Origin of the sequence: Blautia sp. OF03-13 (genome assembly GCF_003460685.1) — a bacterium.
GTDB lineage: Bacteria > Bacillota > Clostridia > Lachnospirales > Lachnospiraceae > Fusicatenibacter > Fusicatenibacter saccharivorans.
The window spans coordinates 50,176-70,572 of record NZ_QTVR01000017.1 but is presented as its reverse complement, the minus strand read 5'-3'; the positions used below and the strand labels follow the sequence as shown (position 1 = coordinate 70,572).

The 20,397-nt window shown below is 46.1% G+C and carries 24 protein-coding genes, 1 tRNA gene, 1 pseudogene and 2 riboswitches; of the genes and pseudogenes, 14 read left to right on the top strand and 12 right to left on the bottom strand.

What is annotated here, in order from left to right; translation table 11 throughout:
- Positions 1–138 precede the first annotated feature (138 nt).
- From DXA55_RS12915 to DXA55_RS17140, 9 genes and pseudogenes are all read right to left on the bottom strand, one after another.
- A complete protein-coding gene (locus DXA55_RS12915; protein ID WP_106492073.1) occupies positions 139–468 on the bottom strand; it encodes a DUF6070 family protein in 330 nt (109 codons plus the stop codon).
- 30 nt (positions 469–498) lie between these two features.
- Positions 499–903 (bottom strand): hypothetical protein, encoded by a 405-nt coding sequence (locus DXA55_RS12910; RefSeq protein WP_117762205.1) that lies wholly within the window; start codon positions 901–903, stop codon positions 499–501.
- A 7-nt stretch (positions 904–910) separates the two neighbouring features.
- Positions 911–1,207 (bottom strand): hypothetical protein, encoded by a 297-nt coding sequence (locus DXA55_RS12905; RefSeq protein ID WP_008708038.1) that lies wholly within the window; start codon positions 1,205–1,207, stop codon positions 911–913.
- 9 nt (positions 1,208–1,216) lie between these two features.
- Positions 1,217–2,215 carry a DUF6017 domain-containing protein gene (locus DXA55_RS12900; RefSeq protein WP_117762204.1) on the bottom strand — a complete coding sequence of 333 codons (999 nt, stop codon included), beginning with the start codon at positions 2,213–2,215 and terminating at the stop codon, positions 1,217–1,219.
- A gap of 78 nt (positions 2,216–2,293) precedes the next feature.
- The gene (locus DXA55_RS12895) at positions 2,294–3,205 is read right to left on the bottom strand and encodes a ParB/RepB/Spo0J family partition protein (RefSeq protein WP_015514764.1); all 912 of its coding nucleotides are present in this window, start codon (positions 3,203–3,205) and stop codon (positions 2,294–2,296) included.
- Positions 3,195–3,979, bottom strand: a pseudogene (locus DXA55_RS12890) (ParA family protein). Before DXA55_RS12890 ends, DXA55_RS12895 begins: the two are co-directional and overlap by 11 nt.
- 14 nt (positions 3,980–3,993) lie before the next feature.
- On the bottom strand, positions 3,994–4,959 hold the full coding sequence (locus tag DXA55_RS12885; RefSeq protein WP_117762203.1) for a ParB/RepB/Spo0J family partition protein: 966 nt from the start codon (positions 4,957–4,959) through the stop codon (positions 3,994–3,996).
- Positions 4,960–5,285: 326 nt separating this feature from the next.
- Positions 5,286–5,359 (bottom strand) — tRNA-Arg (locus tag DXA55_RS12875).
- Positions 5,360–5,733: 374 nt separating this feature from the next.
- Positions 5,734–5,880, bottom strand: coding sequence for a hypothetical protein (locus DXA55_RS17140; RefSeq protein WP_158565086.1), 147 nt, complete (start codon positions 5,878–5,880; stop codon positions 5,734–5,736).
- A gap of 109 nt (positions 5,881–5,989) precedes the next feature.
- Positions 5,990–6,065, top strand: a riboswitch (cyclic di-GMP riboswitch).
- Between the two features lie 317 nt (positions 6,066–6,382).
- Here DXA55_RS17140 and DXA55_RS12870 point away from each other — a divergent pair.
- On the top strand, positions 6,383–7,363 hold the full coding sequence (locus DXA55_RS12870; RefSeq protein ID WP_117814383.1) for a DUF3878 family protein: 981 nt from the start codon (positions 6,383–6,385) through the stop codon (positions 7,361–7,363).
- Between the two features lie 154 nt (positions 7,364–7,517).
- Positions 7,518–8,066 carry a histidine phosphatase family protein gene (locus DXA55_RS12865; RefSeq protein WP_117814382.1) on the top strand — a complete coding sequence of 183 codons (549 nt, stop codon included), beginning with the start codon at positions 7,518–7,520 and terminating at the stop codon, positions 8,064–8,066.
- 31 nt (positions 8,067–8,097) lie between these two features.
- On the opposite strand, the gene DXA55_RS12860 is transcribed toward DXA55_RS12865, so the two are convergent.
- Positions 8,098–9,012 (bottom strand): LysR family transcriptional regulator, encoded by a 915-nt coding sequence (locus tag DXA55_RS12860; RefSeq protein WP_022461432.1) that lies wholly within the window; start codon positions 9,010–9,012, stop codon positions 8,098–8,100.
- A gap of 283 nt (positions 9,013–9,295) precedes the next feature.
- Between DXA55_RS12860 and DXA55_RS12855 the strand changes: the two genes are divergently transcribed.
- The 4 genes from DXA55_RS12855 (at position 9,296) to DXA55_RS12840 (ending at position 12,932) form a co-directional block, all read left to right on the top strand.
- Positions 9,296–10,561: an SLC13 family permease gene (locus DXA55_RS12855; protein ID WP_117814385.1), complete on the top strand. Its 1,266-nt coding sequence runs from the start codon at positions 9,296–9,298 to the stop codon at positions 10,559–10,561.
- Positions 10,562–10,666: 105 nt separating this feature from the next.
- Positions 10,667–11,572 (top strand): L(+)-tartrate dehydratase subunit alpha, encoded by a 906-nt coding sequence (gene ttdA / locus DXA55_RS12850; RefSeq protein WP_022461434.1) that lies wholly within the window; start codon positions 10,667–10,669, stop codon positions 11,570–11,572.
- Positions 11,573–11,587: 15 nt separating this feature from the next.
- Complete coding sequence (gene ttdB / locus DXA55_RS12845; RefSeq protein WP_022461435.1) at positions 11,588–12,220, top strand: L(+)-tartrate dehydratase subunit beta; 633 nt, start codon at positions 11,588–11,590, stop codon at positions 12,218–12,220.
- Positions 12,221–12,257: 37 nt separating this feature from the next.
- A complete protein-coding gene (locus DXA55_RS12840; protein ID WP_022461591.1) occupies positions 12,258–12,932 on the top strand; it encodes an FUSC family protein in 675 nt (224 codons plus the stop codon).
- 64 nt (positions 12,933–12,996) lie between these two features.
- On the opposite strand, the gene DXA55_RS12835 is transcribed toward DXA55_RS12840, so the two are convergent.
- On the bottom strand, positions 12,997–14,322 hold the full coding sequence (locus DXA55_RS12835; RefSeq protein WP_242998534.1) for an MATE family efflux transporter: 1,326 nt from the start codon (positions 14,320–14,322) through the stop codon (positions 12,997–12,999).
- 164 nt (positions 14,323–14,486) lie between these two features.
- On the bottom strand, positions 14,487–15,323 hold the full coding sequence (locus DXA55_RS12830; RefSeq protein WP_117814380.1) for an AIM24 family protein: 837 nt from the start codon (positions 15,321–15,323) through the stop codon (positions 14,487–14,489).
- 195 nt (positions 15,324–15,518) lie between these two features.
- Between DXA55_RS12830 and DXA55_RS18900 the strand changes: the two genes are divergently transcribed.
- The 8 genes from DXA55_RS18900 (at position 15,519) to DXA55_RS12795 (ending at position 20,286) form a co-directional block, all read left to right on the top strand.
- Positions 15,519–15,866: a GNAT family N-acetyltransferase gene (locus DXA55_RS18900; RefSeq protein WP_330415275.1), complete on the top strand. Its 348-nt coding sequence runs from the start codon at positions 15,519–15,521 to the stop codon at positions 15,864–15,866.
- Positions 15,854–16,087, top strand: coding sequence for a GNAT family N-acetyltransferase (locus tag DXA55_RS18895; RefSeq protein WP_330415274.1), 234 nt, complete (start codon positions 15,854–15,856; stop codon positions 16,085–16,087). Before DXA55_RS18900 ends, DXA55_RS18895 begins: the two co-directional genes overlap by 13 nt.
- Positions 16,084–16,641: a hypothetical protein gene (locus DXA55_RS12820; protein ID WP_117814379.1), complete on the top strand. Its 558-nt coding sequence runs from the start codon at positions 16,084–16,086 to the stop codon at positions 16,639–16,641. Before DXA55_RS18895 ends, DXA55_RS12820 begins: the two co-directional genes overlap by 4 nt.
- Complete coding sequence (locus DXA55_RS12815) at positions 16,628–17,233, top strand: SAM-dependent methyltransferase (protein ID WP_117814378.1); 606 nt, start codon at positions 16,628–16,630, stop codon at positions 17,231–17,233. The genes DXA55_RS12820 and DXA55_RS12815 overlap by 14 nt, the downstream gene beginning before the upstream one ends.
- A gap of 72 nt (positions 17,234–17,305) precedes the next feature.
- A complete protein-coding gene (locus DXA55_RS17340; protein ID WP_199605820.1) occupies positions 17,306–17,722 on the top strand; it encodes a hypothetical protein in 417 nt (138 codons plus the stop codon).
- A 41-nt stretch (positions 17,723–17,763) separates the two neighbouring features.
- A complete protein-coding gene (locus DXA55_RS12805; RefSeq protein ID WP_022461821.1) occupies positions 17,764–18,174 on the top strand; it encodes a peptide deformylase in 411 nt (136 codons plus the stop codon).
- 43 nt (positions 18,175–18,217) lie between these two features.
- Positions 18,218–18,343 (top strand): maltose acetyltransferase domain-containing protein, encoded by a 126-nt coding sequence (locus DXA55_RS12800; protein WP_117510523.1) that lies wholly within the window; start codon positions 18,218–18,220, stop codon positions 18,341–18,343.
- Between the two features lie 104 nt (positions 18,344–18,447).
- Positions 18,448–18,622: riboswitch (Lysine riboswitch) on the top strand.
- A gap of 185 nt (positions 18,623–18,807) precedes the next feature.
- A complete protein-coding gene (locus DXA55_RS12795) occupies positions 18,808–20,286 on the top strand; it encodes an alanine/glycine:cation symporter family protein (RefSeq protein WP_117510525.1) in 1,479 nt (492 codons plus the stop codon).
- The last annotated feature ends 111 nt before the right edge of the window (positions 20,287–20,397 follow it).

Genomic DNA, 20,397 nt, shown 5'->3' with positions numbered 1-20,397 from the left:
TAAAAAGCACCCACCAAAGTTGTACCTTTGATTACTCTATTAGTCTTTATAGTTTTTAACGAACTAAGATGCATTAAAATATTGTTTACTTCTTCGTCTATATTTAAGTGATATATAATTTTCTGATCATGAAATTCTTCAACTACCATTCTTGATTTCTCCCTTCACACGATACTGATATTCCGGGACATTGTTTCTATCCTCTTTCCGGATTTCATTCCCTAAATATTGAAAACTCCCATCTTCTTTGAATTTCACTGTTAAATCATGCGTAATAAGAGCATCATCACAGATAACCATGTCGCATACTGCATTTACCGTTAATGTAACCGTACCATCTGGATTTTCTCTTACTTCCACCACCTCCGGCACAGAAGTCCCAAAAAAGTTAGGGGCATAATTACCACATCCCAACGGTGCCCATGCATACATTTTTGCTTCTTCATCAAATTCCGATTTGCACTTCAAATCGTTTTCTTTATTCTATCATAGCATCCATTATTCCGCCATCAGTCTTTCGAACCAGGTATCCATGACAATGATAAACTGGCCTGCTCCTGGCAATTCTTGTAGCATTTCGTCAAGAGTTTTCTGTTTCACATATTTCTGCACATACACCCAACAGGCAATGCTACTGGCTTCTGATACAATGTCAGCTATGGTTTTGCGTATAAGCTCTTCAAATTCAGTAATTTCTTCTTTTGGGACAACATCATACAGTGTTGGTGCCTGATGACTTAATTTTACGCCATTTTCATTTGCATCTTTAAGCAGATTCTTAACTTTTTCTCTTGAATCCTCCGGTACTTTCATGTACTCCCACATAAATGCTACCACATCGGACGGTGTGTCTTTTTTAAGTGGTGGTAACTGAATATAATCATTGTTTTCGCTCATTTTCATATCCTCCTCACGATATAATAAAATCAATAATACGTTCTCTTGTCATGTCCAGTACAGTATCTACGAACACTCCTGCAAACAGGATCAGATACAGAATTACACTCAGCGAAAACAGAAATGCAACCTGTACCCAGTCATGGTAACAGTATGCAGTTGCTATAATCAACAAAGTGAATATAAACCCAAGGATCCCTCTGACAACCGCATAAGTCTGTACTGTCATCTTTACTGCCAGGCCGATCACAAAAAGGATCAGCCATACTGGCAGTAATAATATCTTCCCAGCAAATTTTAAAATAAACATGTGCACCTCCTATCTTACCAGTCCTGGCATATCATGGTTCACCTCTGCCTGATAATACCCGTTCATCGTTGACGGTGCATTAAACAGGGCTGCTAACAAATATTTCTTGATATTCTTCACCTTTGTGGTGTTACCACTCATACAGTGTAAGACATACTCGATATGTGAATAGGTCAACATCAGAAATTTTTTCTTCACCAGTGATGCCGGATACCAGTTGCTGGCAATCAATATCTTGTCGTTTTTACACATCACAGTCTCTACGATCAGGTTCACGATTTCATCTACCTGTCGCATATCGTCATGATGGGTTACTTCCAGTGATTCATAATCAATGGTCTCTTTGACAAGGTTTTCATAAGCCTGATAATCCTCAGAGTGATTATCGCTATCAAATCTTTTCTCATCCACAGATATGATATGATTAGATTTATTATCATTCATTTCAGTATCACTAAGATTAGTATTATTAGGGTTTGAAATGTAAACTTCTTGAAGTTTGTTTTCGGGACTTCTAGAAGTTTGATTTTGGGACTTCATGAAGTTTGAATTGTAAACTTCTGTAGATTCCTCATTTTCCACAGAAGTTTGTTTTTTAAACTTCTTTAATTCCTCTCCAAATTTTTTCTCATCTGTTTTCTCAGGCATAAAGGTTTTCACGTAGATAACGTTCACCTTTCCAAATCCCTGTCTGCGTTTCTCAATCAGACCAATCCCTGTTTCGTCATCCAGTTCTCTCATGGATTTAATGGCTTTATTTCTGCCACAGTTCAGTAATTCCATGATATCTTCGATGGAAAAGTAGATATATGCTCTGTTTTTGTCGTCAAACCACTGATTCTTGATGGAAAGAGACATTCGATCCAACATCAGTCCATATAAAATTTTAGCATCGCTCGATAAATCTTTAAAATAACTGTCTGTAAATAATGCTTTTGGTATGCGGTAGAAGCTGAACTGATCAGCTTCGGTACCGTAAAAATAATTAAATGTCATTTTTTTCTCCATAGTTTCCTCCTTTCATTTTCTGCTAAGAAGTCCTCTTTTTAAACTTCTTTGACTTTGTTTTCTTAGCATTTTCTATCCTTAACAGGACTGTTCCTGCATCCATTTTTCTAATAATGATTCAATCACCTGCTCCATATCTTTGGCTGTATAATCATCCGGAAAGTACTTTGTCAGTTTCTTTTCTGAGAAAGTAAGAGACCGGGATACTTTCTTTGCCATCACACAGTTATTGAAAATTGATAACATCTGGATCTGATTGATTGGTCCATCATTCAGCTGATTTCTGAGTGCTGCAATCTGTTTTGGTTTGATAAATCCTGTGTCGCAGATATATTCGTAAATCCATCCCTGTACTTCCTTATCGATGTAAGAGATATCTACAGCAACCGTGAATTGAAGCTTTTTGTTATCTACCAGATCAAGAAGTTCAGGAATCAATTCTGTCAGGCGAATGTAACGCTGAATCTGTTTAGAACTTTCTCCAACTTGCTCTGCTAATACATCCCTAGATACAGTTCCTATTAAATTCTGGTCATTTTGGCCAGAATTACTTTTTGGTCTTCCTGCTTGTCTTTTCATAGCTGCTAATTTCATCTTATAAGCAAAAGCTTTCTCACTCGGCAACAGTTCCTCTCGCTGAATGTTAGCGTCCACCATCGCCACAATGGCATCATCATCCGATAATTCTCTTACGATTGCCGGAATAGTCGTAAGTCCTGCAAGCTGTGCTGCATGCATTCTTCTGTGACCGGATACCATTTCATATTCTTCATTTTCATCCATGCGAAGCAGTACCGGAGTCAGTACTCCATTGATCTTTACACTTTCAACCAGATCCTGCATCTTTTCATCATCCAGCACCTTGAACGGATGATTCTTAAACGGATGGATCTTACTAATTTCTATCTCCATTGCTGACTCTTCATTTACCACACCAAGCAGTTCATCAATACTTGCCAGTTTAATCTTTTCGCCACTTCTATTTTTCATTACTCAAAACCTCCTGTGTCAATTTCATATATGCCTCGGCAACTTTTCCTTTCGGACAGTGCATGTAAATACTTTTTCCCTCTGCACTGGTCTCAGCTGCTTTTACAGACATCGGGATCACATTTTCAAATACTTCAATCTGGCTTCCGTAGGTGTATGTACTCTCGATGCAATGTCTCTTGCGTAATTGGTTCTGAAATCTACCATAGTCAGGAGAATGCCCTCAATCGCCAGTTTCCGGTTCAGTCTTTTCTTTACTGTAAGAATGGTCTTGATCAGCTGCTGAAGTCCTTTAACAGGCAGATATGCGGCCTGTACAGGTATCAGCACAGAATCAGAGGAGACCAGTGCATTGATTGTCATCATACCAAGGCTTGGCATACAGTCGATCAGGATATAATCGTATCGGCATCTTATCGCATCGATATATTCCTTCATGATCATTTCTCTGCTCATAACATTTCCCATCGTTACTTCCAGGGCAGAAAGCTCAATATTTGCCGGAAGTAGATCTACATTTTCCTGGTGATGTAAGATACCATCTTCCAGAGAGATTTCTTCTTCGTTGATGACATCCATCATGATCGTTGCCAGTGTGATGCGAAGATCATCCGGTTCCTCATATCCAAGACTTGCTGTTAAACTTCCCTGTGGATCCGCGTCAATCAGCAACACTTTCTTACCTTCTCTTGCCAGTCCAATGCCTACATTTACGGTTGTGGTGGTCTTTCCAACGCCGCCTTTCTGGTTTACTACGGATATAACTTTACACATGATTTCTTCCTCCTTTAACTTTCCCATGATTCTTTTTTCCATAATTTCAACAGTGCCAGTATTTCCCGCTTCATCATTGCCGGTGTATAGGAATTCGGAAAATACTTATGTAGCTGTTCGTTTGTGAAAGCCACTCTTGTGATTTCACCCTTTTTAACCTCACACATGATTTCTTCCATCTTTTCCAGTGACAACTGCTTTTCTTTACTCATTTGCCGGATCCTCTGGGCCTGTGAGAGTGATGGGATTGCCTGTGCATACTCCATTGCTACAAGCAGTTCCTTTTGCTCTTTTTCACTTAATGCAGCTATCTCTACAGCCGGACAAAAAGAAATGATCTCATCATCCAGTTTCTGCAGCATTTCCGGTATCAGTTTTGTCAGTGAGATATAACGCTGCACTTGTTTTGGGCTATCACCACAATCTTCACTGATGATTTCTATTGCCCGCTTTCTTGGTGTTTTGTGGTCAACTTGGCTCTTTTTTCGACCACTTTTTCTTTTTAATACGTCATTCTTCAGTTTGTAAGCAAAAGCTTTTTCACTGTAGCTGATCCGTTCTCTGTGAAGATTAGAATCTACCATGCTTAAAATGGAATCATCTTCACTTAATACCCGGATGATTACTGGTACTTTACGGTATCCCAGTTTCTCCGCAGCATGTTTTCTTCTGTGACCGGATATGATCTCATAGTATCCATCCGGTACTGGTCTGACGATTAGCGGATTTAAAATTCCATACTTCTCAATGCTTTCCTGCAGAAGAAACATTTCCTTATCATCTTTTACTTGAAACGGGTGCTCTTTGAACGGACGAAGACGCTCAATCTCAATTTCTATGATTCTTTCTTCGTTTTCTCCTGATTGTCTGTTTGGCTCAGTCATCTTGACTCCTTTCCTCCAGGATTCAGAAAATAAAAAATGCCTGCCTGGAACTTTTATAGATAGTAAAGTTCCAAACAGACATTGCTGTTTGACCATTAGCTGTAGCTAATAGAATTAAATACTGTTTCAGCTAATTCATGTTTGCAGGTTTGGGAGAGATTGTTTCTTTTCCCGCCTTTTCTCTGATTTACATCCCCGAATAAGGGGTGACAACGGAGCGGAACCCAAATGTTAGCTGGACTTCTTAAAACCCATGTTTGCAAACCGGTAATTTTGATTAGCTGTCAGCTAACAAAAATCGGATTGCGTTAGCTGGAAATTGATCATTTTGAATGGAATTTTGTGTCACGAACGTGATTTGAAAATAACAAAAGCGTTCGTTGTCAGCTAATCCAGCTAACATTTTCGAACGCTTTGAAGCCCGTCGCCAAGAGGATTTGAACCTCCGACCCCTCGCTTAGGAGGCGAGTGCTCTATCCAGCTGAGCTATGACGACACATGCCGCAAACCCTTGATTTTACTGGGTTTCTGGGATTTTTCCCTTCGGCCATATATAAGATTATCAACTCTTTTTCGAGTTGTCAATCTACAGATTTTTTTGATTTGGTAACATTAGAACGTTCCCCAATTTTGGGAATGCTTTGTTGTCACCATTAGCATTTTTCAGAATAGATTCGAACTGAAAGTTGTTTTTCATTTTTTCCCTTTGGGGAATGCCTCGGCTTTCTCTTAGGAGGGGGACGCTCTATCCTACTGAGCTACAGAAACAAGAATTATAAATGTTTCAGCCGAGTCAGCAACAAAAATATTATACTATATTTTTGCTGCTTTTTCAAGACGAAACACATACTTGCGATTCCGCAGTTTACTTCAGGAAATTTCCATTGTGAGTACCTGATAAATTCTCTTATAGGCTTTTTCATAGGTCCAGCAGCAGCCTTCGACATTGTTGTAGTATTCATTATTTTTTTCGACAACATATTCTAAATCGTTTTCTGTCATGAGTCTGTATTTCATCGTACACCTCCAATGTTAAAAACAGTAATCTGCCAAAATCCAGAGGTCATTATATCATATTCCGATGGGAAAGGAGAAGAGAGTCTTACAGCAATGAATTAAAATAAAAAAAGAATCTCGGCAAAGCAGTCGAAAGGCTGTGACGCAAAGCTACAGGGCCTGTAAAATGGCAGCCAGCTGCGTAAATATGGAACATTTCTTATAAAATAAATAGGGAGAAATGACTGAAATGCACAGTAGGAGAATCTATGGTGCTTTTTTATTGCCTGTGAAAAGAAAATACGAGAGGAGGAACAGTATGAAAAAACGAATTTCAGCAGCGGTTTTTGGTATTCTTTTTCTGCTGCTGTCGGTATGTCTGGTTCTGGTGGATGGACTGCCGCGGAGCGAGACGGATTAATAACAGAAAAATTTGGAGAAGGGGCTCTACTGCTTTGGATTGCAGTGGAGCCTTTTTATAGTGTATCATAGGAAGTAAAAGAAAACAGGGGAGAATCACGGAATGGAAATTGCAGAAAATATCACATGGACCGAGGAACTGGAAAGGCTGGATGTGCTTCTTTCGCAGGGGCAGTTCGAGCTGCTGCTTCCGGGTGAGCGGTACGGGGGAGGAGAAAAGGAGATCTGGCTTGTTTATCTGATGAACGATGCGGCAGAGAGCTTTCTCGTTTTTCATGACGCGGAGCTGACGGGAACGTATCAGAAGGAATACGAGGGAGAAATAGATGCTGCACTGGAAAAAGACGGGGAGCAGTACGTTCTGATCGTGCGGCAGGGAGAGACGGTGTGCACGCTGTTTTTCAGCCGCCTTTCGCTGGAAGTGCATCTGTTTGATTACGGAAAAACGGGTCATTTCTGGGTGGACGGATACGAGTATCTGCGGCAGATTGAGTTCCGTATTGCGATCCTGCGGGACAAGCTGGAATACCTCGGCGAGGCGTTCTGCACCGAGGAAGAAATGCGTCTGGCATCGCTGGCCAATTTCCCGCCGCTCAATTTCTGCTGCTACCCGGCGGTGCCGGATCAGTATCTCGTACCGTCATGCCCGTGGTGGGAAGCGACGGAAGAGGCAATTACGGAGATGAAAAAACTGGCATCGGAGGCAGGCGATAAAGTGCTGCTGCGGTATCTTGCACTTTATGAAAAATGGCAGGGAAAACTCCTCGCAAAACAGATCGCAAAACTGCTGCATACGAGCCGCCACGCGAAAGTCGTGGATTTACTGGAAAAAAAACTGGCCCGCGAAGGACAGAATTACCCGAAACGACGCTTCACCGGCGAAGAAGGAACCCAGATCCGAAAAATCCAGGAGCAGGCAATGAAACGGAAAAAGATACTGGAAGCCGAAGGAAAACGCGCATCATTGCTGCGCGAGGAGCCATTCTTTTATGCACGGGATTCGGTGGAATATAAGGCCCATCTGATGATCTGGGGAACGAAAGGGAAAGACCGGGTTGTGGAGGTTGAGACGTTTAAAAATTGAAAATGAATTAAAGAAAAGGTACAAAAAGTGAATAAAATAAGATTCATCTGGTGGAAATGGAGTTTTTAAAAACAGTTCATTGCGGCAGATGCGGGCTTGTGATATTCTGAAAAGAAAGAAACATTTGACGAGGATAAGCAGGAGGAATCATTTCATGGGACATTTTTATTTTGTGCGTCACGGGCAGACGATCTGGAATGTGGAGAATAAGATCTGTGGGGCGACGGATATTGCATTGACGGAATTTGGGCATCAGCAGGCGGTTGAGACCGGGGAGAAAATCCTGAAAGAGGGGATTCAGGCGGATGAGATTCTGTATTCCCCGCTGGTTCGTGCGGCAGACACCGCGAAACATATTTCCGAGATGACCGGCATCCCGGCGCGGCCGGAGCCGCGGCTGACGGAGCAGAATTTTGGAAAATGGGAGTCCACAGCACGCGATGGAGCGGACTTCAAAAAGGCGAAGGAATGCTTCGCAATGAGCCACGAGGGCGGCGAATCGACTCTGCGGCTGGCGCAGAGAAACTATAATCTGCTGGATGAAATTCGGGAAGAATCCGATGAAAAAACGTATATTCTCGTCGCACACAACGGCATTGCGCGTGTCGTGCAGTCGTATTTTCACGATATGACGAATGAAGAATATGCGGCATTTGGTGTGAAAAACTGTGAGATTGTACGATACGATTTTCCAGAGAAATAAAAAAAGATTACAGAAAACGGCGGGGATATATTCAATCCCCGCTCGTTTTTTTGTCCGATGGAATCAACGAATGCATCTGATAATACTTTTTTGTAAAAGAGATCAGCGTCTGCATATCGCTGCTGATGTATCTGCTTTTCTTCCATATCATGCCGATTTTCACTCGAATTGGTGTCTGCATCGGAATGCCGATGATTTCCGGAAATTTATCAGTCATGCTGGAATACAGAAAACAGGCATAGCGGCCCGTCTTTAAAAACTGCAGTGTCGTGTAAATCTGACTGCTCCGCATAATGATATTCGGTGTATACCCCTCAAGTTCGAACCGCAGCTTCAGGAGCTGATTCTGCACCGAGTCAGCATTAAAGAAAATTAAGGGCTGTTTTGCCATATCCTGAATGGAAACCACTTCTCTGCCTGCCAGGGGGTGGTTTTTTGCTACACAAAATACGACCTGGTCATCCGCAAGAACGGCATGGTGAAATTTATCAATATTATACTGTTCCATATTGACAAGCGCCAGATCCAGTGTGTCATCCTGCACCAGATTACAGGCACGGACCGAACCATACTCCTCAAGAGATACCGCAATTTCGGGATGCTCTTCTGAAAAAGCGAGAAGAAGCTCGGGAAAAAAGACGGTGCTCAGCATCGGCGGAATACCAATGCGGATCGGCGGGCGCACACGGGAGAGATTGGAATAATCCGCCTGCAGCTCATTGCAGTACTGGAGAATATAATTTGCTTTCTGATAAAATTCCTCCCCTTCACGCGTCAGAATTAACTGATTTCCCTTTCTGGAAAAGAGACTGACGCCGAATTCAATTTCAAGATCACGGATAGCAACCGATACGGTCGGCTGCGTCACGTACAATTCCTCGGCTGCTTTTGTAATACTGTGGCACCGGCTTGCCATACAGAAGTAACGAAGCTGATTTAAAGTCATTTTTCCCCTCCAAATGTTCGTTGAGACAACGTTATATTACCATTAAGATACCATAGAGACGTAAATGTTTCTATATTTTTTTTCGGTTTCCCGCAAAACCAGGTAAAAATGCACAAAAAAAGAGCCCCTGTTTTGCGAATATAAAAATTTTTTATGGGGTCATGTATTCCACCAATTTGTTTTTTAACCAGTACACGCCGTATAATACAAGTAACAAAAGAAACGTGTTCGGCCGATGCTTTTCAAGAAAAAGAAAACTGAAAAAACGAAAGGAGATTTGGGAATGTCTCAAACCACAATCACATTGCTGTTTCTGGTATTTGCGATTGTCAGCTTCATTCTGGAGAAAATTCCGCTGGGTCTGACAGCTTCGATCTGTGCGCTTGGATTGACTCTCACCGGAATTCTGGATGTATCAACGACTTTCTCTCAATACGTAAACAGCAACGTTATCCTCTGCATCGGCATGTTTGTTGTCGGCCAGGCACTTTTCGAGACGGGAATGGCAAACAAAATCGGAGGACTTGTAACCCGCTTTGCCAAAACCGAAAAAACACTGATCATCGCCATTATGGTAATTGCCGGCGTGATGTCCGGATTCTTATCCAACACCGGAACCGCTGCCGTACTGATCCCGGTTGTCTGTGGAATCGCAGATGAGTCCGGTTATTCCAGAAGCCACCTGCTGATGCCGCTTGTATTCGCGGCAGCCCTCGGCGGAAACCTCTCTATCATCGGAGCGCCGGGAAATTTGATGGGCGTCAATGCACTGCAGGAGATGGGAATCAAAACCAGCTTTTTCATGTACGCGCCAATCGGAATTCCGATGCTGCTGATAGGAATCCTCTACTTCGTCTGTTTTGGATATAAACTTCTTCCGCAGAATCAGAACGAAGCAGCCCAGAACCTGGAAGAGCAGAAAGATTTCAGCAATGTTCCGAAATGGAAACAGATCATTTCACTTGTTGTTCTGATCGTTGTAATTTTCGCTATGATTTTCGAAGAATTAATTGGAATCAGTATTCAGCTTTCCGCCTGTCTTGGCGCACTCTTTTTGGTGCTGACCGGGGTTCTGACAGAAAAAGAAGCGTTGAATTCCATTGACTTAAAAGTAGTTCTCCTCTTTGGAGGCTCTCTTTCCCTGGCAAAAGCACTGGATGTCACAGGGGCAGGAAGTATGATCGCCGATAAAATCGTCGGTCTGCTCGGATCCAATCCAAATCCGATTCTGCTTCTCCTGGTAATTTTCTTGGTAACCTGTGTACTGACCAACTTTATGTCAAATACAGCCACTACGGCACTTATGATTCCGATCGCTGTTTCTCTTGCAAACAGCCTTGGAGCAGACCCGCGGTCCGTTGTGATTGCAACTGTTATCGCCGGTTCCTGCGCGTATGCAACACCAATTGGTATGCCTGCAAACACGATGGTAGTCGGACTCGGAGGCTATAAATTCAAGGATTATGTAAAATCCGGCCTGCCTCTGATCCTCGTATCCTTTGCAATCTGCATGATACTGCTGCCCATCCTGTTTCCTTTTTATCCATGATAAGCATTCCTTCGCATAAACAGGTATCACACACTACAAGGGGCAGAAAATTCCTGCCCCGCACCACAAAGTTCACTCATGAAAATCATTCATAGGAGGTATATTATGACAAACGAAAATGGAGTAAAAGTTTTAACAGACATGGTAGCTGATTTTGTTGCCCACATCGGCAAAAAGCTGCCGGACGATGTAGTTGCAAAGCTGGAGGAGCTGGGCTCCCAGGAAACAGCAGCGCTTCCGAAAGCACTGTATGAGACGATGACCAAAAACCAGAAACTGGCGGTGGAATTAAACCGTCCGAGCTGCCAGGACACCGGCGTGCTTCAGTTCTGGCTGAAATGCGGAACGAATTTTCCGTACATCAATGAACTGGAAGGCCTGCTGAAAGAGGCCGTTGTACAGGCTACCTTTGCAGCACCGCTCCGCCACAACTCGGTAGAGACTTTTGATGAGTACAATACCAAGAAAAACGTAGGAAAAGGAACCCCGACCGTATGGTGGGATATCGTTCCGAACAGTGACAAATGCGAAATCTACGCTTACATGGCAGGCGGCGGATGTACGCTTCCTGGAAAAGCGATGGTTCTGATGCCAGGTGCAGGATATGAAGGAATCACCGATTTCGTACTGGATCAGATGACAAGCTACGGCTTAAATGCGTGTCCTCCGCTTCTTGTCGGCGTTGGAGTTGGAACATCCATCGAAACCGCAGCATTAAATTCAAAGAAAGCGCTGATGCGCCCGATCGGTTCCCACAATGAAAATGCAAATGCAGCAAAAATGGAGCGTCTGCTGGAAGACGGCATCAATGCCATCGGCCTTGGACCGCAGGGAATGGGCGGAAAATATTCCGTTATGGGTGTAAACATTGAAAACACCGCCCGCCATCCATCCACGATCGGCGTTGCCGTAAATGTGGGATGCTGGTCCCACCGCCGCGGCCATATCGTGGTAAATCCTGATCTGACAGTAACTTGTGATACACATTCCACCTGGAAATTTAATGCATAAACGGAGGTACGAATTATGATCGAAATTAGAGGAGATAAAAAAGTTCTGATTACACCGGTAAGCGCAGAAGACCTGAAAGATATCCACATCGGAGATATTGTTTGGCTGGACGGCGATCTCATGACCTGCCGTGACGTTGCACACCGCAGACTCGTTGAGTACGGAAGAGAGCTTCCATATAATATCAAAGACAAGGCAATTTTCCATGCCGGCCCGATCGTACGGAAAATTGAGGGAACAGAAGATGATTACGAGATGGTTTCTGTCGGACCGACTACTTCCATGCGTATGGAGAAATTCGAGTATGAATTTACAAAACTGACCGGCGTACGTGTCATTGTCGGAAAAGGCGGCATGGGTCCGAATACCGAGCGTGCATGTAAAGAATTCGGTGCCATTCACTGTGTCTTCCCGGCAGGCTGCGCGGTTGTTGCCGCGACTGAGGTGGAAAGAATTGCAGAGCATCACTGGGATGAACTGGGAATGCCGGAGACGTTATGGTGCAATAAAGTAAAAGAGTTTGGTCCGCTGATCGTTTCTATTGATGCAGAAGGACGCAACCTGTTTGAAGAGAACAAAGTTGTTTTCAACGAGCGCAAAGAGGCTGCAAAACAGGCAATTTATCCGGAAGTGAAGTTTATCAAATAATTTATCAAATAATAAGAGTTTTTGACAGGAGCAGCCTATGGGACCACAGGAAATGCTGGACCGGGCGGAGGTGAAAAATAAGTGGCAGCTCACGCCGCTGAAGGATTTCAAATCACCCCGTCTGACGGAACGCATGTGGCGGACAGCGGTGGTTGTTCTGCTGACTTCCCTGATTTATGAATATCTGATTCCCGGCGGCCGCAACCCCTGCTTTGCGCTGATCGGCGCAGTGTACGGGGTTGGGAGCCGGTTTGAAGAGGGATTCCACAATGGAATCAATCGCCTGATCGGAACGTTTGTGGGAGGAATCCTGGTCATTCCATTCTACATGCTGTATCAGAAACAGCCGTTTGGAATTCCGGCTTTTCTGTGGCTGGCGGCGGGGCTCTGCCTGGTATTGTGGTGCAATCTGGCACTGCAGGCGGACTCTGCGATCCAGCCGGGAATCGTGGTCTACTTTGTGGTACTTTACACAGTTGGTGAGGAACGAGTTGTTTTCTATACGCTTGCCCGGATTCTGGATACCGGCATCGGCGTACTGATTTCCCTTCTCTGCTATCTTTTACTGCCATCGAAATATGATAAAGAACAGGGGCTCTCGTTCCGGACCATGTGGAAGGCGACAAAACATGCGTTTCAGTCTTATAAGGATAAAAACCGTCTGTTCCGCGAGGATGAACAGAAAAACTTTGGAATGAAAAACAAAAAATAAGCAGGATGCAAAAAAAGAGATGATCTGCTCTGTGCCGGCAGATCACCTCTTTTTTGTATGGCGTTTATGATATTTTATAATATTTCGATGTATGCTGGCGGTAAAGCAGCAGCAGTCCGCGGATGCAGAGCTCGATAGCCATGGCGATCCACATGCCGCGCAGGCCGAGCGGGGTGATGAGAAGCACCGCGAGACCGAGGCGGATGACCCAGATGCTGCCAAGGTTCAGAAGGCTCGGCACAAACGTATCGCCTGTTCCGCGGAGGGCTCCGGCGGCAACGATGGAAGCGCCGAAAAACGGCTCGGCGAGCAGTTCGATGCGGAGTACCTCGGCGGCAAACGAGCGAACCTGCGGGTCAGGAGTCAGAATGCTAAAGACGAACGGACAGAAGATCATCATCAGACCTCCAGTGATGGCCATCAGGACTGCGCCCATGGCAATGCAGATATTTCCGTAGCGTTTCGCCAGCTTGTAATTTCCGGCGCCGTAGCTTCTGCCGACGAGCGTTGTCGCGGCGGAACCGATGCCGTAGCCTGGCATGTAGCAGAGGCCTTCGGCGGTGACGGCGAACGAATTGGCCGCAATCGCAATGGAGCCGAGCGGGGCAATCAGCATGGTGGCAGCAACCATGGCGCTGTTCATCGCGATTTCCTGTACGGCAACCGGCACACCGATTTTGAATGCAGTTTTCAGAATTTTCGCATCGAAAACCGTTTTTTCCTTCCGGCGGAGACGCAGCCGCGGATTGCGGACACAACAGAACCAGGCACCCGTGAGGCTGATGACGGCGCAGGCCAGCATCGTTCCCATACCGGCACCCATGACACCGAAAACCGGAATCAAAAGAGCATTGAAAATGACATCGAGCACGCACATGACGGCATTTAAAATACTGGGCGTCACCATATCACCGCTGCACTGCAGGAAGGACGACATCAGCGAGTTGAGCTGGGAAAACGGAAGCATGATGGCAAACATCATAAAATAGAGCGTGGCATTCCGCCGGATCTCCTGCGCACCGCCGAGCCACCCCGGCAGCGGATGACTGATCAGAAGCCCGATCAGGCACAAAACAGCCGACACAACAAGCGCGGACGCGATGCCATGCCGCACAACATCCCTTGCCTTCTTGTCATGATTTCCCCCGATCTGATGCGCTACCTGAACAGAAAAACCGGCTGAAACCGCATAAATCGCACCGCTGAGGAGCCACGTCGTCGACGAAACCAGCCCGATCGCCGCCGAAGCATTCGCCCCAAGCGCGCCGACCATCGCGGAATCAATGTATTGCATCGCAATCGTAGTAATCTGTGTAAGAATCGCAGGCAGACTTAATCGCCCGACCTGCTGAATCTGCGGTTTCAGTTCAGTCCAGTTTATTCTATTCATCATTTTCTCCAGAACATGTATTTTATCGTATGGTTTTTCTTAAGAATGTAAAGATAAGTGCGTATTTTACGCTAACATGCTTTGAAGAAAGTGTCAATCAAAAACGAGGTTTAATTTGACTTTTTTCTATGCGTATTAGGCATAGGGGCGGAGAGGATTCGAATTTAATTTTCCGGCGGAAGGTTGTTCTTCACAGCGGGGTTCACCTGGGTCGTGTTGGTTGCAGTCAGCAGGGAATCTGTCGGGGCGACCGGGCTCATGAGGACGCGGCCGGTTCCGCGGTAGACGTTGACGAGGCCTTCACCGCTGACGGCGGAGCCGACGAGGGTTCCGGTGGAGCGCTCTACGGTGAAATCAAGGTTGGAGGACCAGCAGACGGCGAGGTTTCCATCGATTTTCAGTTCGTCGTTTTCGAGTTCGACTTCGATCAGCTCGTCCTCAGGTACGTTGCTTTCGAGGGCAACGGCGCCTCTGCCGACGAGGCTCAGATTGAAGAAGCCTTCGCCGCCGAGGACAGCGGAGGAAATGCTCTTGCGGGCGGTCAGTTTGGTTTTGACTCTGCCGTCGCAGGCGAGGAACATGCCGTCCTCAATCGTCATTCCGGAGGAGCCCCATTTCTCGACATCCACAAGAATGATGTATTTGTAGGTCGGTTCCAGCACGAGATATCCGTCGCCGACGTACTCCGGTTTTACGGCAGATTCCTTTGTCATGGCGCCTTTGATGGCCTTTCCGAACAGGTCGCCGATCCCTTTGATTCCGGCGGTCGCCTGTACATGGCCGCCCATCCACTGCATCGCACCGGACTGGATAATCGCGGAGTGCTCCTTGTCCAGTTCAATGACAACCTGGCGGCGGCGCACATTCATTTTGCTCATGTAATACTCCTCCATGGCAGTCATCGGCGAGACGCTGGAATCCTGGAGATATTCCATGACGTGGAAATTTTCGATGGATTTGGTGAATTTCCGGTTTTCGTTTTCGAGATTTAAAATTTTCATAGGCACGTTCCTTTCTTTCATTAAGAAGAAAAATAGTGATCCGTCTTGTTTCTTTTATTATACAGGAAAGAAAGCAAAGAGCACAGAAAAATTTAGAAAAAAAGGAAATCTGGAAATCATGTTGTCCATTTTTCAGCGGAGTGATAAGATAAAGTTCAGAAAACGCAAGCAGTACGGTCAGAGGAGGAGTTTATTATGAGTACAATTACTGTCAGAGATGCAAAAATAGAGGATGCCGCACGCATTCTGGAGATTTATGCTTATTATGTAGAATACACCGTCATTTCTTTCGAGTGGGACGTGCCGTCTCTGGAAGAATTTGAGAACCGCATGCGTGATATCATGAAAAAATATCCATACCTCGTCATCGAGCAGGATGGAAAAATCGAAGGTTATGCATACGCACATGCCTTTGTCGGCCGCGCCGCATACGACTGGTCGAGCGAGCTGACCATTTATCTCGATCCCAATGCAAGAAAAGGAGGTCTTGGCCGGAGACTGTATGAAGAGCTGGCGGACCGCCTGAAAAAATGGGCATTCTGAACCTCTACGCCTGCATCGGCTATCCGCAGGTCGAGGATGAATATCTGACGAAAAACAGCGCCGAGTTCCATGCGCATCTCGGATTCGAACTCGTGGGAACCTTCCACAACTGCGGCTACAAATTCGACCGCTGGTACGATATGGTCTGGATGGAAAAAATCATCGGCGAGCCGCACGCGGGACAGCCGGCAGTAAAGCCGTACAGCGAGGTTAAAGAATGAGTACGATAACGACGTATACAAGAAAACACTTCGATCCCGTACATCCTGATCCGGGGCTGCTCTGTGTGGAAGATTTTGCGCATGCGCTGCCGATGATCTGCCGCGGAAACGGCCATGTGACGACGTTTTGGTCAGTGGGAGAGCACTGCATCTGCTGTGCGAAAGAGGCTGCCGCGCGCGGCTATTCCCGGCGGCTGGTGCTGGCGTGTCTTCTGCATGACGCAAGCGAGTGCTACATGTCGGACGTGCCGCGGCCATTAAAGCAGGAGATGCCGCGGTACCGCGAGATTGAGGACCATCTGCTTTCGGTGATTTATGAGAAATATCTTGGCAGTGATCTGAGGGCGGAGGAGCAGCGGATGATGAAACAGATCGACAATGATCTGCTGTGGTACGATTTGACGAATCTGCTGGAGGAGCCGCAGGAGGGGGATGCACCGAAGCTTCACATCACGCTGGACTACGCGGTGCGGCCGTTTGATGCAGTGGAGAAAGAATATCTGGAATTATTTGAACAGTATCAGTATCGGGAGACGGGCGATGAGAGAAGATAAAAACGAGAACCGCTGGGACAGATTGCTTCAGATCCACACAATGGGGCGGGACGACAGCCGGTCGGATCTGTACCGGTATCCGTATGAGCCGACCCCATACTGCGTGCTGGAACGGATGGCAAACACAGGGATGATCCGAAAGGGAAATACGCTGCTCGATTACGGATGCGGAAAGGGCCGCGTGGATTTCTTCTTATCGGCGCAGACCCGGTGCCGGTCCATCGGTGTGGAGTATGATGACCGGATTTATGCGAAGGCGGTGGAAAATAAAAAAGCGGCGGTCTCCGGCGCGCGGACAGAGTTTGTGCTGGAGAGCGCCGAAAATTTTCCCGTTCCTGCGGAAGTGGACCGGGTGTATTTTTTTAACCCGTTTTCGCTTGAAATCTTAAGAAAAGCGATGACAAGACTGCTGGAATCGTACTACGAAAATCCGCGGGAGATCCAGTTGTTTTTCTATTACCCGTCGGATGCTTATATCTCGTATCTGATGACGGTGCCGGAACTGGAATTTCTCGATGAGATCGACTGTATGGATCTGTTTCCGGGCGGGGACAGCCGGGAGCGGGTTGTGATTTTTACGATTCAGGAATAAAAAGTTTTGTAACAGCAAAAACCGTGTGGAATACAAAAAAGCATGAATTATATTTGAAGAAAGGGCGTTTTTATGAAATATCAGGTAATGCGAATTGAGGAAGACCTTGATTTCGGCTGTGAGGAGCGCGGTGCCGACGAGCCTGTCATGGCAGTTGTTGTTTTGAAAGATGAAAACGGAACAGAATCGCGCATCCGCCAGGAGGATCAGATGCTGTATGACTGGAACATCGAGGAGGGCGACACCGTTATTCTGAATGAAAACGGCGAATTGCGAAAAGTACTCTCCGGTGATTGGACGCAGAATTGCAATTCGAAAAATGTAGATACGACAAAATTCGTCAACATGATGCAGGCCGTCAAAGCCGGAAAACAGATTGACTGGATCTGTCCGTTCTGCAGCGGAACAGTAGAACGACTGGAGCAGGAAGGCGGAAAAACCGTGATCGGATGCACATCGTGCGATATGCGGATTCAAATAGAAAATTAAACGATTTCGGCCTTTAAGGCCGAAAGAGAAAGGAAACACAAATGGTAAAACCAATTATGAGAGACGTTCTCTTCCTCGGACAGAAATCCATCCCGGCGACAGAGGAAGATCTGCAGGTGGGAAGAGATCTGCAGGACACACTGGCAGCAAACCGCGAGGCATGCGTCGGCATGGCGGCAAATATGATCGGCGTGAAAAAACGCATCATCATCGTAAACGCCGGATTCCGCGACATCATCATGTTCAACCCGGTGATCGTCCGCAAAAGCGGCCCCTACGAAACAGAAGAAGGCTGCCTTTCCCTGCCAGGCGTGCGGAAAACAAAGCGGTACCAGAACATCGAAATCGAATACTACGACTGGAACTGGAAAAAACAACGCCAGAAATTCACCGGCTGGCCAGCCCAGATCTGCCAGCATGAGATGGATCATCTGGAAGGGATACTTATTTAGATCCTACAGCAGACAGGAGGACAGTATGACAGACAGAGAATGAATGGTAAAAGGAATCATTTACAACCCGAATGTGGAAGAGCTGGCCAAAGAGCAGTCCGGCTATATGGAGCGTCTGTGGAAGTTCAACCAGCTGAAGCCGTCAGAGGGAGACAAGAAAGTCAAATAAATCAGGACAAATTTCGAAAATATAAAATTTTTGTAAAATAATGTCGAAAAAACGATTGACAAGTAGCGAAAAGAAACATATGATAATACCTGTCAATATACATATTCGGCAATAGAGGCGCGAAGGCTAAGAGTAGCTGTCCTGAGACAACGGGGTCTGGGACGGGCAGGGAAAGGAGCATTCGCCGAAACGGGGCAGTTCCCGAAAAACTGTCTGCGTTGGGGTACAGTCGAACAGGCTGTGCACTCTCACCGTACTGGTGGAGGAGCTATTGCTTCATGAACGTAGATTTAATGGAGCAGTGGTGAAGACCGCTGCTCTTTTTATTGTACTGCAGTTGGAACCGTGACAAAAGGTTCCAGGGGTGGAAATCTGTTTGGTTGGAGAACGAAAGACGAAACGGGTGTTACAGGATACGTCTGAAGAAAACTGTTGCCGGAAAAGAAAAAAGGGAGGATTTTGACATGATAGCATTTCTTAACTGGCTGGACGGTGTCCTTTGGGGCGTGCCGCTGATCGCGCTGATGATTCTGACCGGTCTGTACTTTACCGTTCGTTCTGGATTTTTCCAGTTCCGTCACTTTGGCTGGATTATGAAGAGAACCGGCGGAAAACTGTTCCAGAAAGAAGACAAAGCAAGTGAAGGAAAGGGTATGCTTTCCTCGTTTGAGGCGATTTCGACCGCTATCGGCGGTACCGTAGGATTCGGTAATATCGCCGGTGTTGCAACTGCAGTTGCAGCAGGCGGCCCGGGAGCCATTATGTGGATGTGGCTTTCGTCTCTGCTTGGTATGATATTAAAACAGGTTGAGGTTACCCTCGGCTGCTACTACCGTCACACCAACGAAAAAGGTGAGTACTACGGCGGTCCGACTTACTACATGGAGTGCGGACTTGGCGAGGAGCGCCACTGGGGCAAGCTGTGGCTGATCCCGGCGCTCATCTTCGGCATCGGTATTTTCTCCACCTTCTTCGTAACCTCTTCCAACCTGACCGCATCTCAGGTCGTAGCCGGTGCGTTCGGTATTGAGAATATCAATCTTGGAAGCTTCAAAGTAGAAGGCGTTATCGTGATGGGCGTTCTGCTCTGCATTCTGACCTATGTCGTTACAAGCGGCGGTACGAAGAAAATCGCAAGTCTGTTCAGCAAGCTCGTTCCATTTATGAGCGTTCTTTATATCTTGATGGGAATTGGCATGATCATCATCAACATCAACCGCGTTCCTGGCGTATTTGCAGCCATCGTAACAAACGCATTTACCGGAACAGCAGCGATCGGCGGTTTTGCCGGCTGCGCAGTCAGCGAGATTATCCGTGTGGGTATGGCGCGTTCCGTATACTCCAATGAGGCTGGATGGGGTACTTCTCCAATGATCCATGCTTCCGCAAAAACACCGCATCCGGTAGAGCAGGGTCTGTGGGGATCTTTCGAGGTATTCTTTGATACCATGGTTATCTGTACGATCACCGCACTTTCCGTTATCTTAAGCGGAAACTGGACCGACGGAACGAACGGCGGAACACTTGCTTTAAGTGCATTTGCAAGCGGATTCGGCAAATTTGGAAGCATCCTTCTGGCAGTCATCATGGTCATTTTCACTGTAACGACTTCCGGCGGATGGTTCACCTACTATCTGGCAATTCTGGAGCATCTGTATAAAAAAGAAGGCAAGATGAAAGATATCGTCATGAAAATCTTCTACGCAGTCCGCGCTCTGCCGGGCGTACTGTGGACGATCTATCTGGTAAAGACCAACAACCAGGGCTTTATCTGGACTGTCGTTGATATCACATCTGCGATCCCGACCTTCGTCAACGTAGCAGTGATCCTGATTCTCTCGAACCAGTATTTCAAACTGCTGAAAGACTACAAAGCAAGAAACTTCGGCCAGGGCACGGTAGACAAGAACGCCTGCCTGTTCTACGAAGAGAAAACGAAATAAAAAATATTCAAAAGCGAATCCAGACACGCAAGAGAATAGCGTGTCTGAATTTGTATATTGCGCAAATGGGCAGAAAAGAATAGAATCAAATTTAGATGACAGTAGGAGGAT

What these genes read in the sequence shown, in the direction of transcription:
- DXA55_RS12820 (WP_117814379.1), top strand. Translation starts at nt 16,084, where the DNA reads ATGAGTACGATAACGACGTATACAAGAAAACACTTCGATCCCGTACAT.
- DXA55_RS12885 (WP_117762203.1), bottom strand. Translation starts at nt 4,959, where the DNA reads ATGGTCAAACAGCAATGTCTGTTTGGAACTTTACTATCTATAAAAGTT.
- DXA55_RS12830 (WP_117814380.1), bottom strand. Translation starts at nt 15,323, where the DNA reads ATGAAAATTTTAAATCTCGAAAACGAAAACCGGAAATTCACCAAATCC.
- DXA55_RS12910 (WP_117762205.1), bottom strand. Translation starts at nt 903, where the DNA reads ATGAAAATGAGCGAAAACAATGATTATATTCAGTTACCACCACTTAAA.
- DXA55_RS12865 (WP_117814382.1), top strand. Translation starts at nt 7,518, where the DNA reads ATGGGACATTTTTATTTTGTGCGTCACGGGCAGACGATCTGGAATGTG.
- DXA55_RS12900 (WP_117762204.1), bottom strand. Translation starts at nt 2,215, where the DNA reads ATGGAGAAAAAAATGACATTTAATTATTTTTACGGTACCGAAGCTGAT.
- DXA55_RS12840 (WP_022461591.1), top strand. Translation starts at nt 12,258, where the DNA reads ATGGGACCACAGGAAATGCTGGACCGGGCGGAGGTGAAAAATAAGTGG.
- DXA55_RS12835 (WP_242998534.1), bottom strand. Translation starts at nt 14,322, where the DNA reads ATGAATAGAATAAACTGGACTGAACTGAAACCGCAGATTCAGCAGGTC.
- DXA55_RS12800 (WP_117510523.1), top strand. Translation starts at nt 18,218, where the DNA reads ATGGTAAAAGGAATCATTTACAACCCGAATGTGGAAGAGCTGGCCAAA.
- DXA55_RS12795 (WP_117510525.1), top strand. Translation starts at nt 18,808, where the DNA reads ATGATAGCATTTCTTAACTGGCTGGACGGTGTCCTTTGGGGCGTGCCG.
- DXA55_RS12805 (WP_022461821.1), top strand. Translation starts at nt 17,764, where the DNA reads ATGGTAAAACCAATTATGAGAGACGTTCTCTTCCTCGGACAGAAATCC.
- DXA55_RS18900 (WP_330415275.1), top strand. Translation starts at nt 15,519, where the DNA reads ATGAGTACAATTACTGTCAGAGATGCAAAAATAGAGGATGCCGCACGC.
- DXA55_RS12815 (WP_117814378.1), top strand. Translation starts at nt 16,628, where the DNA reads ATGAGAGAAGATAAAAACGAGAACCGCTGGGACAGATTGCTTCAGATC.
- ttdA (WP_022461434.1), top strand. Translation starts at nt 10,667, where the DNA reads ATGACAAACGAAAATGGAGTAAAAGTTTTAACAGACATGGTAGCTGAT.
- DXA55_RS17340 (WP_199605820.1), top strand. Translation starts at nt 17,306, where the DNA reads ATGAAATATCAGGTAATGCGAATTGAGGAAGACCTTGATTTCGGCTGT.
- DXA55_RS17140 (WP_158565086.1), bottom strand. Translation starts at nt 5,880, where the DNA reads ATGAAATACAGACTCATGACAGAAAACGATTTAGAATATGTTGTCGAA.
- DXA55_RS12870 (WP_117814383.1), top strand. Translation starts at nt 6,383, where the DNA reads ATGGAAATTGCAGAAAATATCACATGGACCGAGGAACTGGAAAGGCTG.
- DXA55_RS12860 (WP_022461432.1), bottom strand. Translation starts at nt 9,012, where the DNA reads ATGACTTTAAATCAGCTTCGTTACTTCTGTATGGCAAGCCGGTGCCAC.
- DXA55_RS18895 (WP_330415274.1), top strand. Translation starts at nt 15,854, where the DNA reads ATGGGCATTCTGAACCTCTACGCCTGCATCGGCTATCCGCAGGTCGAG.
- DXA55_RS12895 (WP_015514764.1), bottom strand. Translation starts at nt 3,205, where the DNA reads ATGAAAAATAGAAGTGGCGAAAAGATTAAACTGGCAAGTATTGATGAA.
- DXA55_RS12905 (WP_008708038.1), bottom strand. Translation starts at nt 1,207, where the DNA reads ATGTTTATTTTAAAATTTGCTGGGAAGATATTATTACTGCCAGTATGG.
- DXA55_RS12855 (WP_117814385.1), top strand. Translation starts at nt 9,296, where the DNA reads ATGTCTCAAACCACAATCACATTGCTGTTTCTGGTATTTGCGATTGTC.
- ttdB (WP_022461435.1), top strand. Translation starts at nt 11,588, where the DNA reads ATGATCGAAATTAGAGGAGATAAAAAAGTTCTGATTACACCGGTAAGC.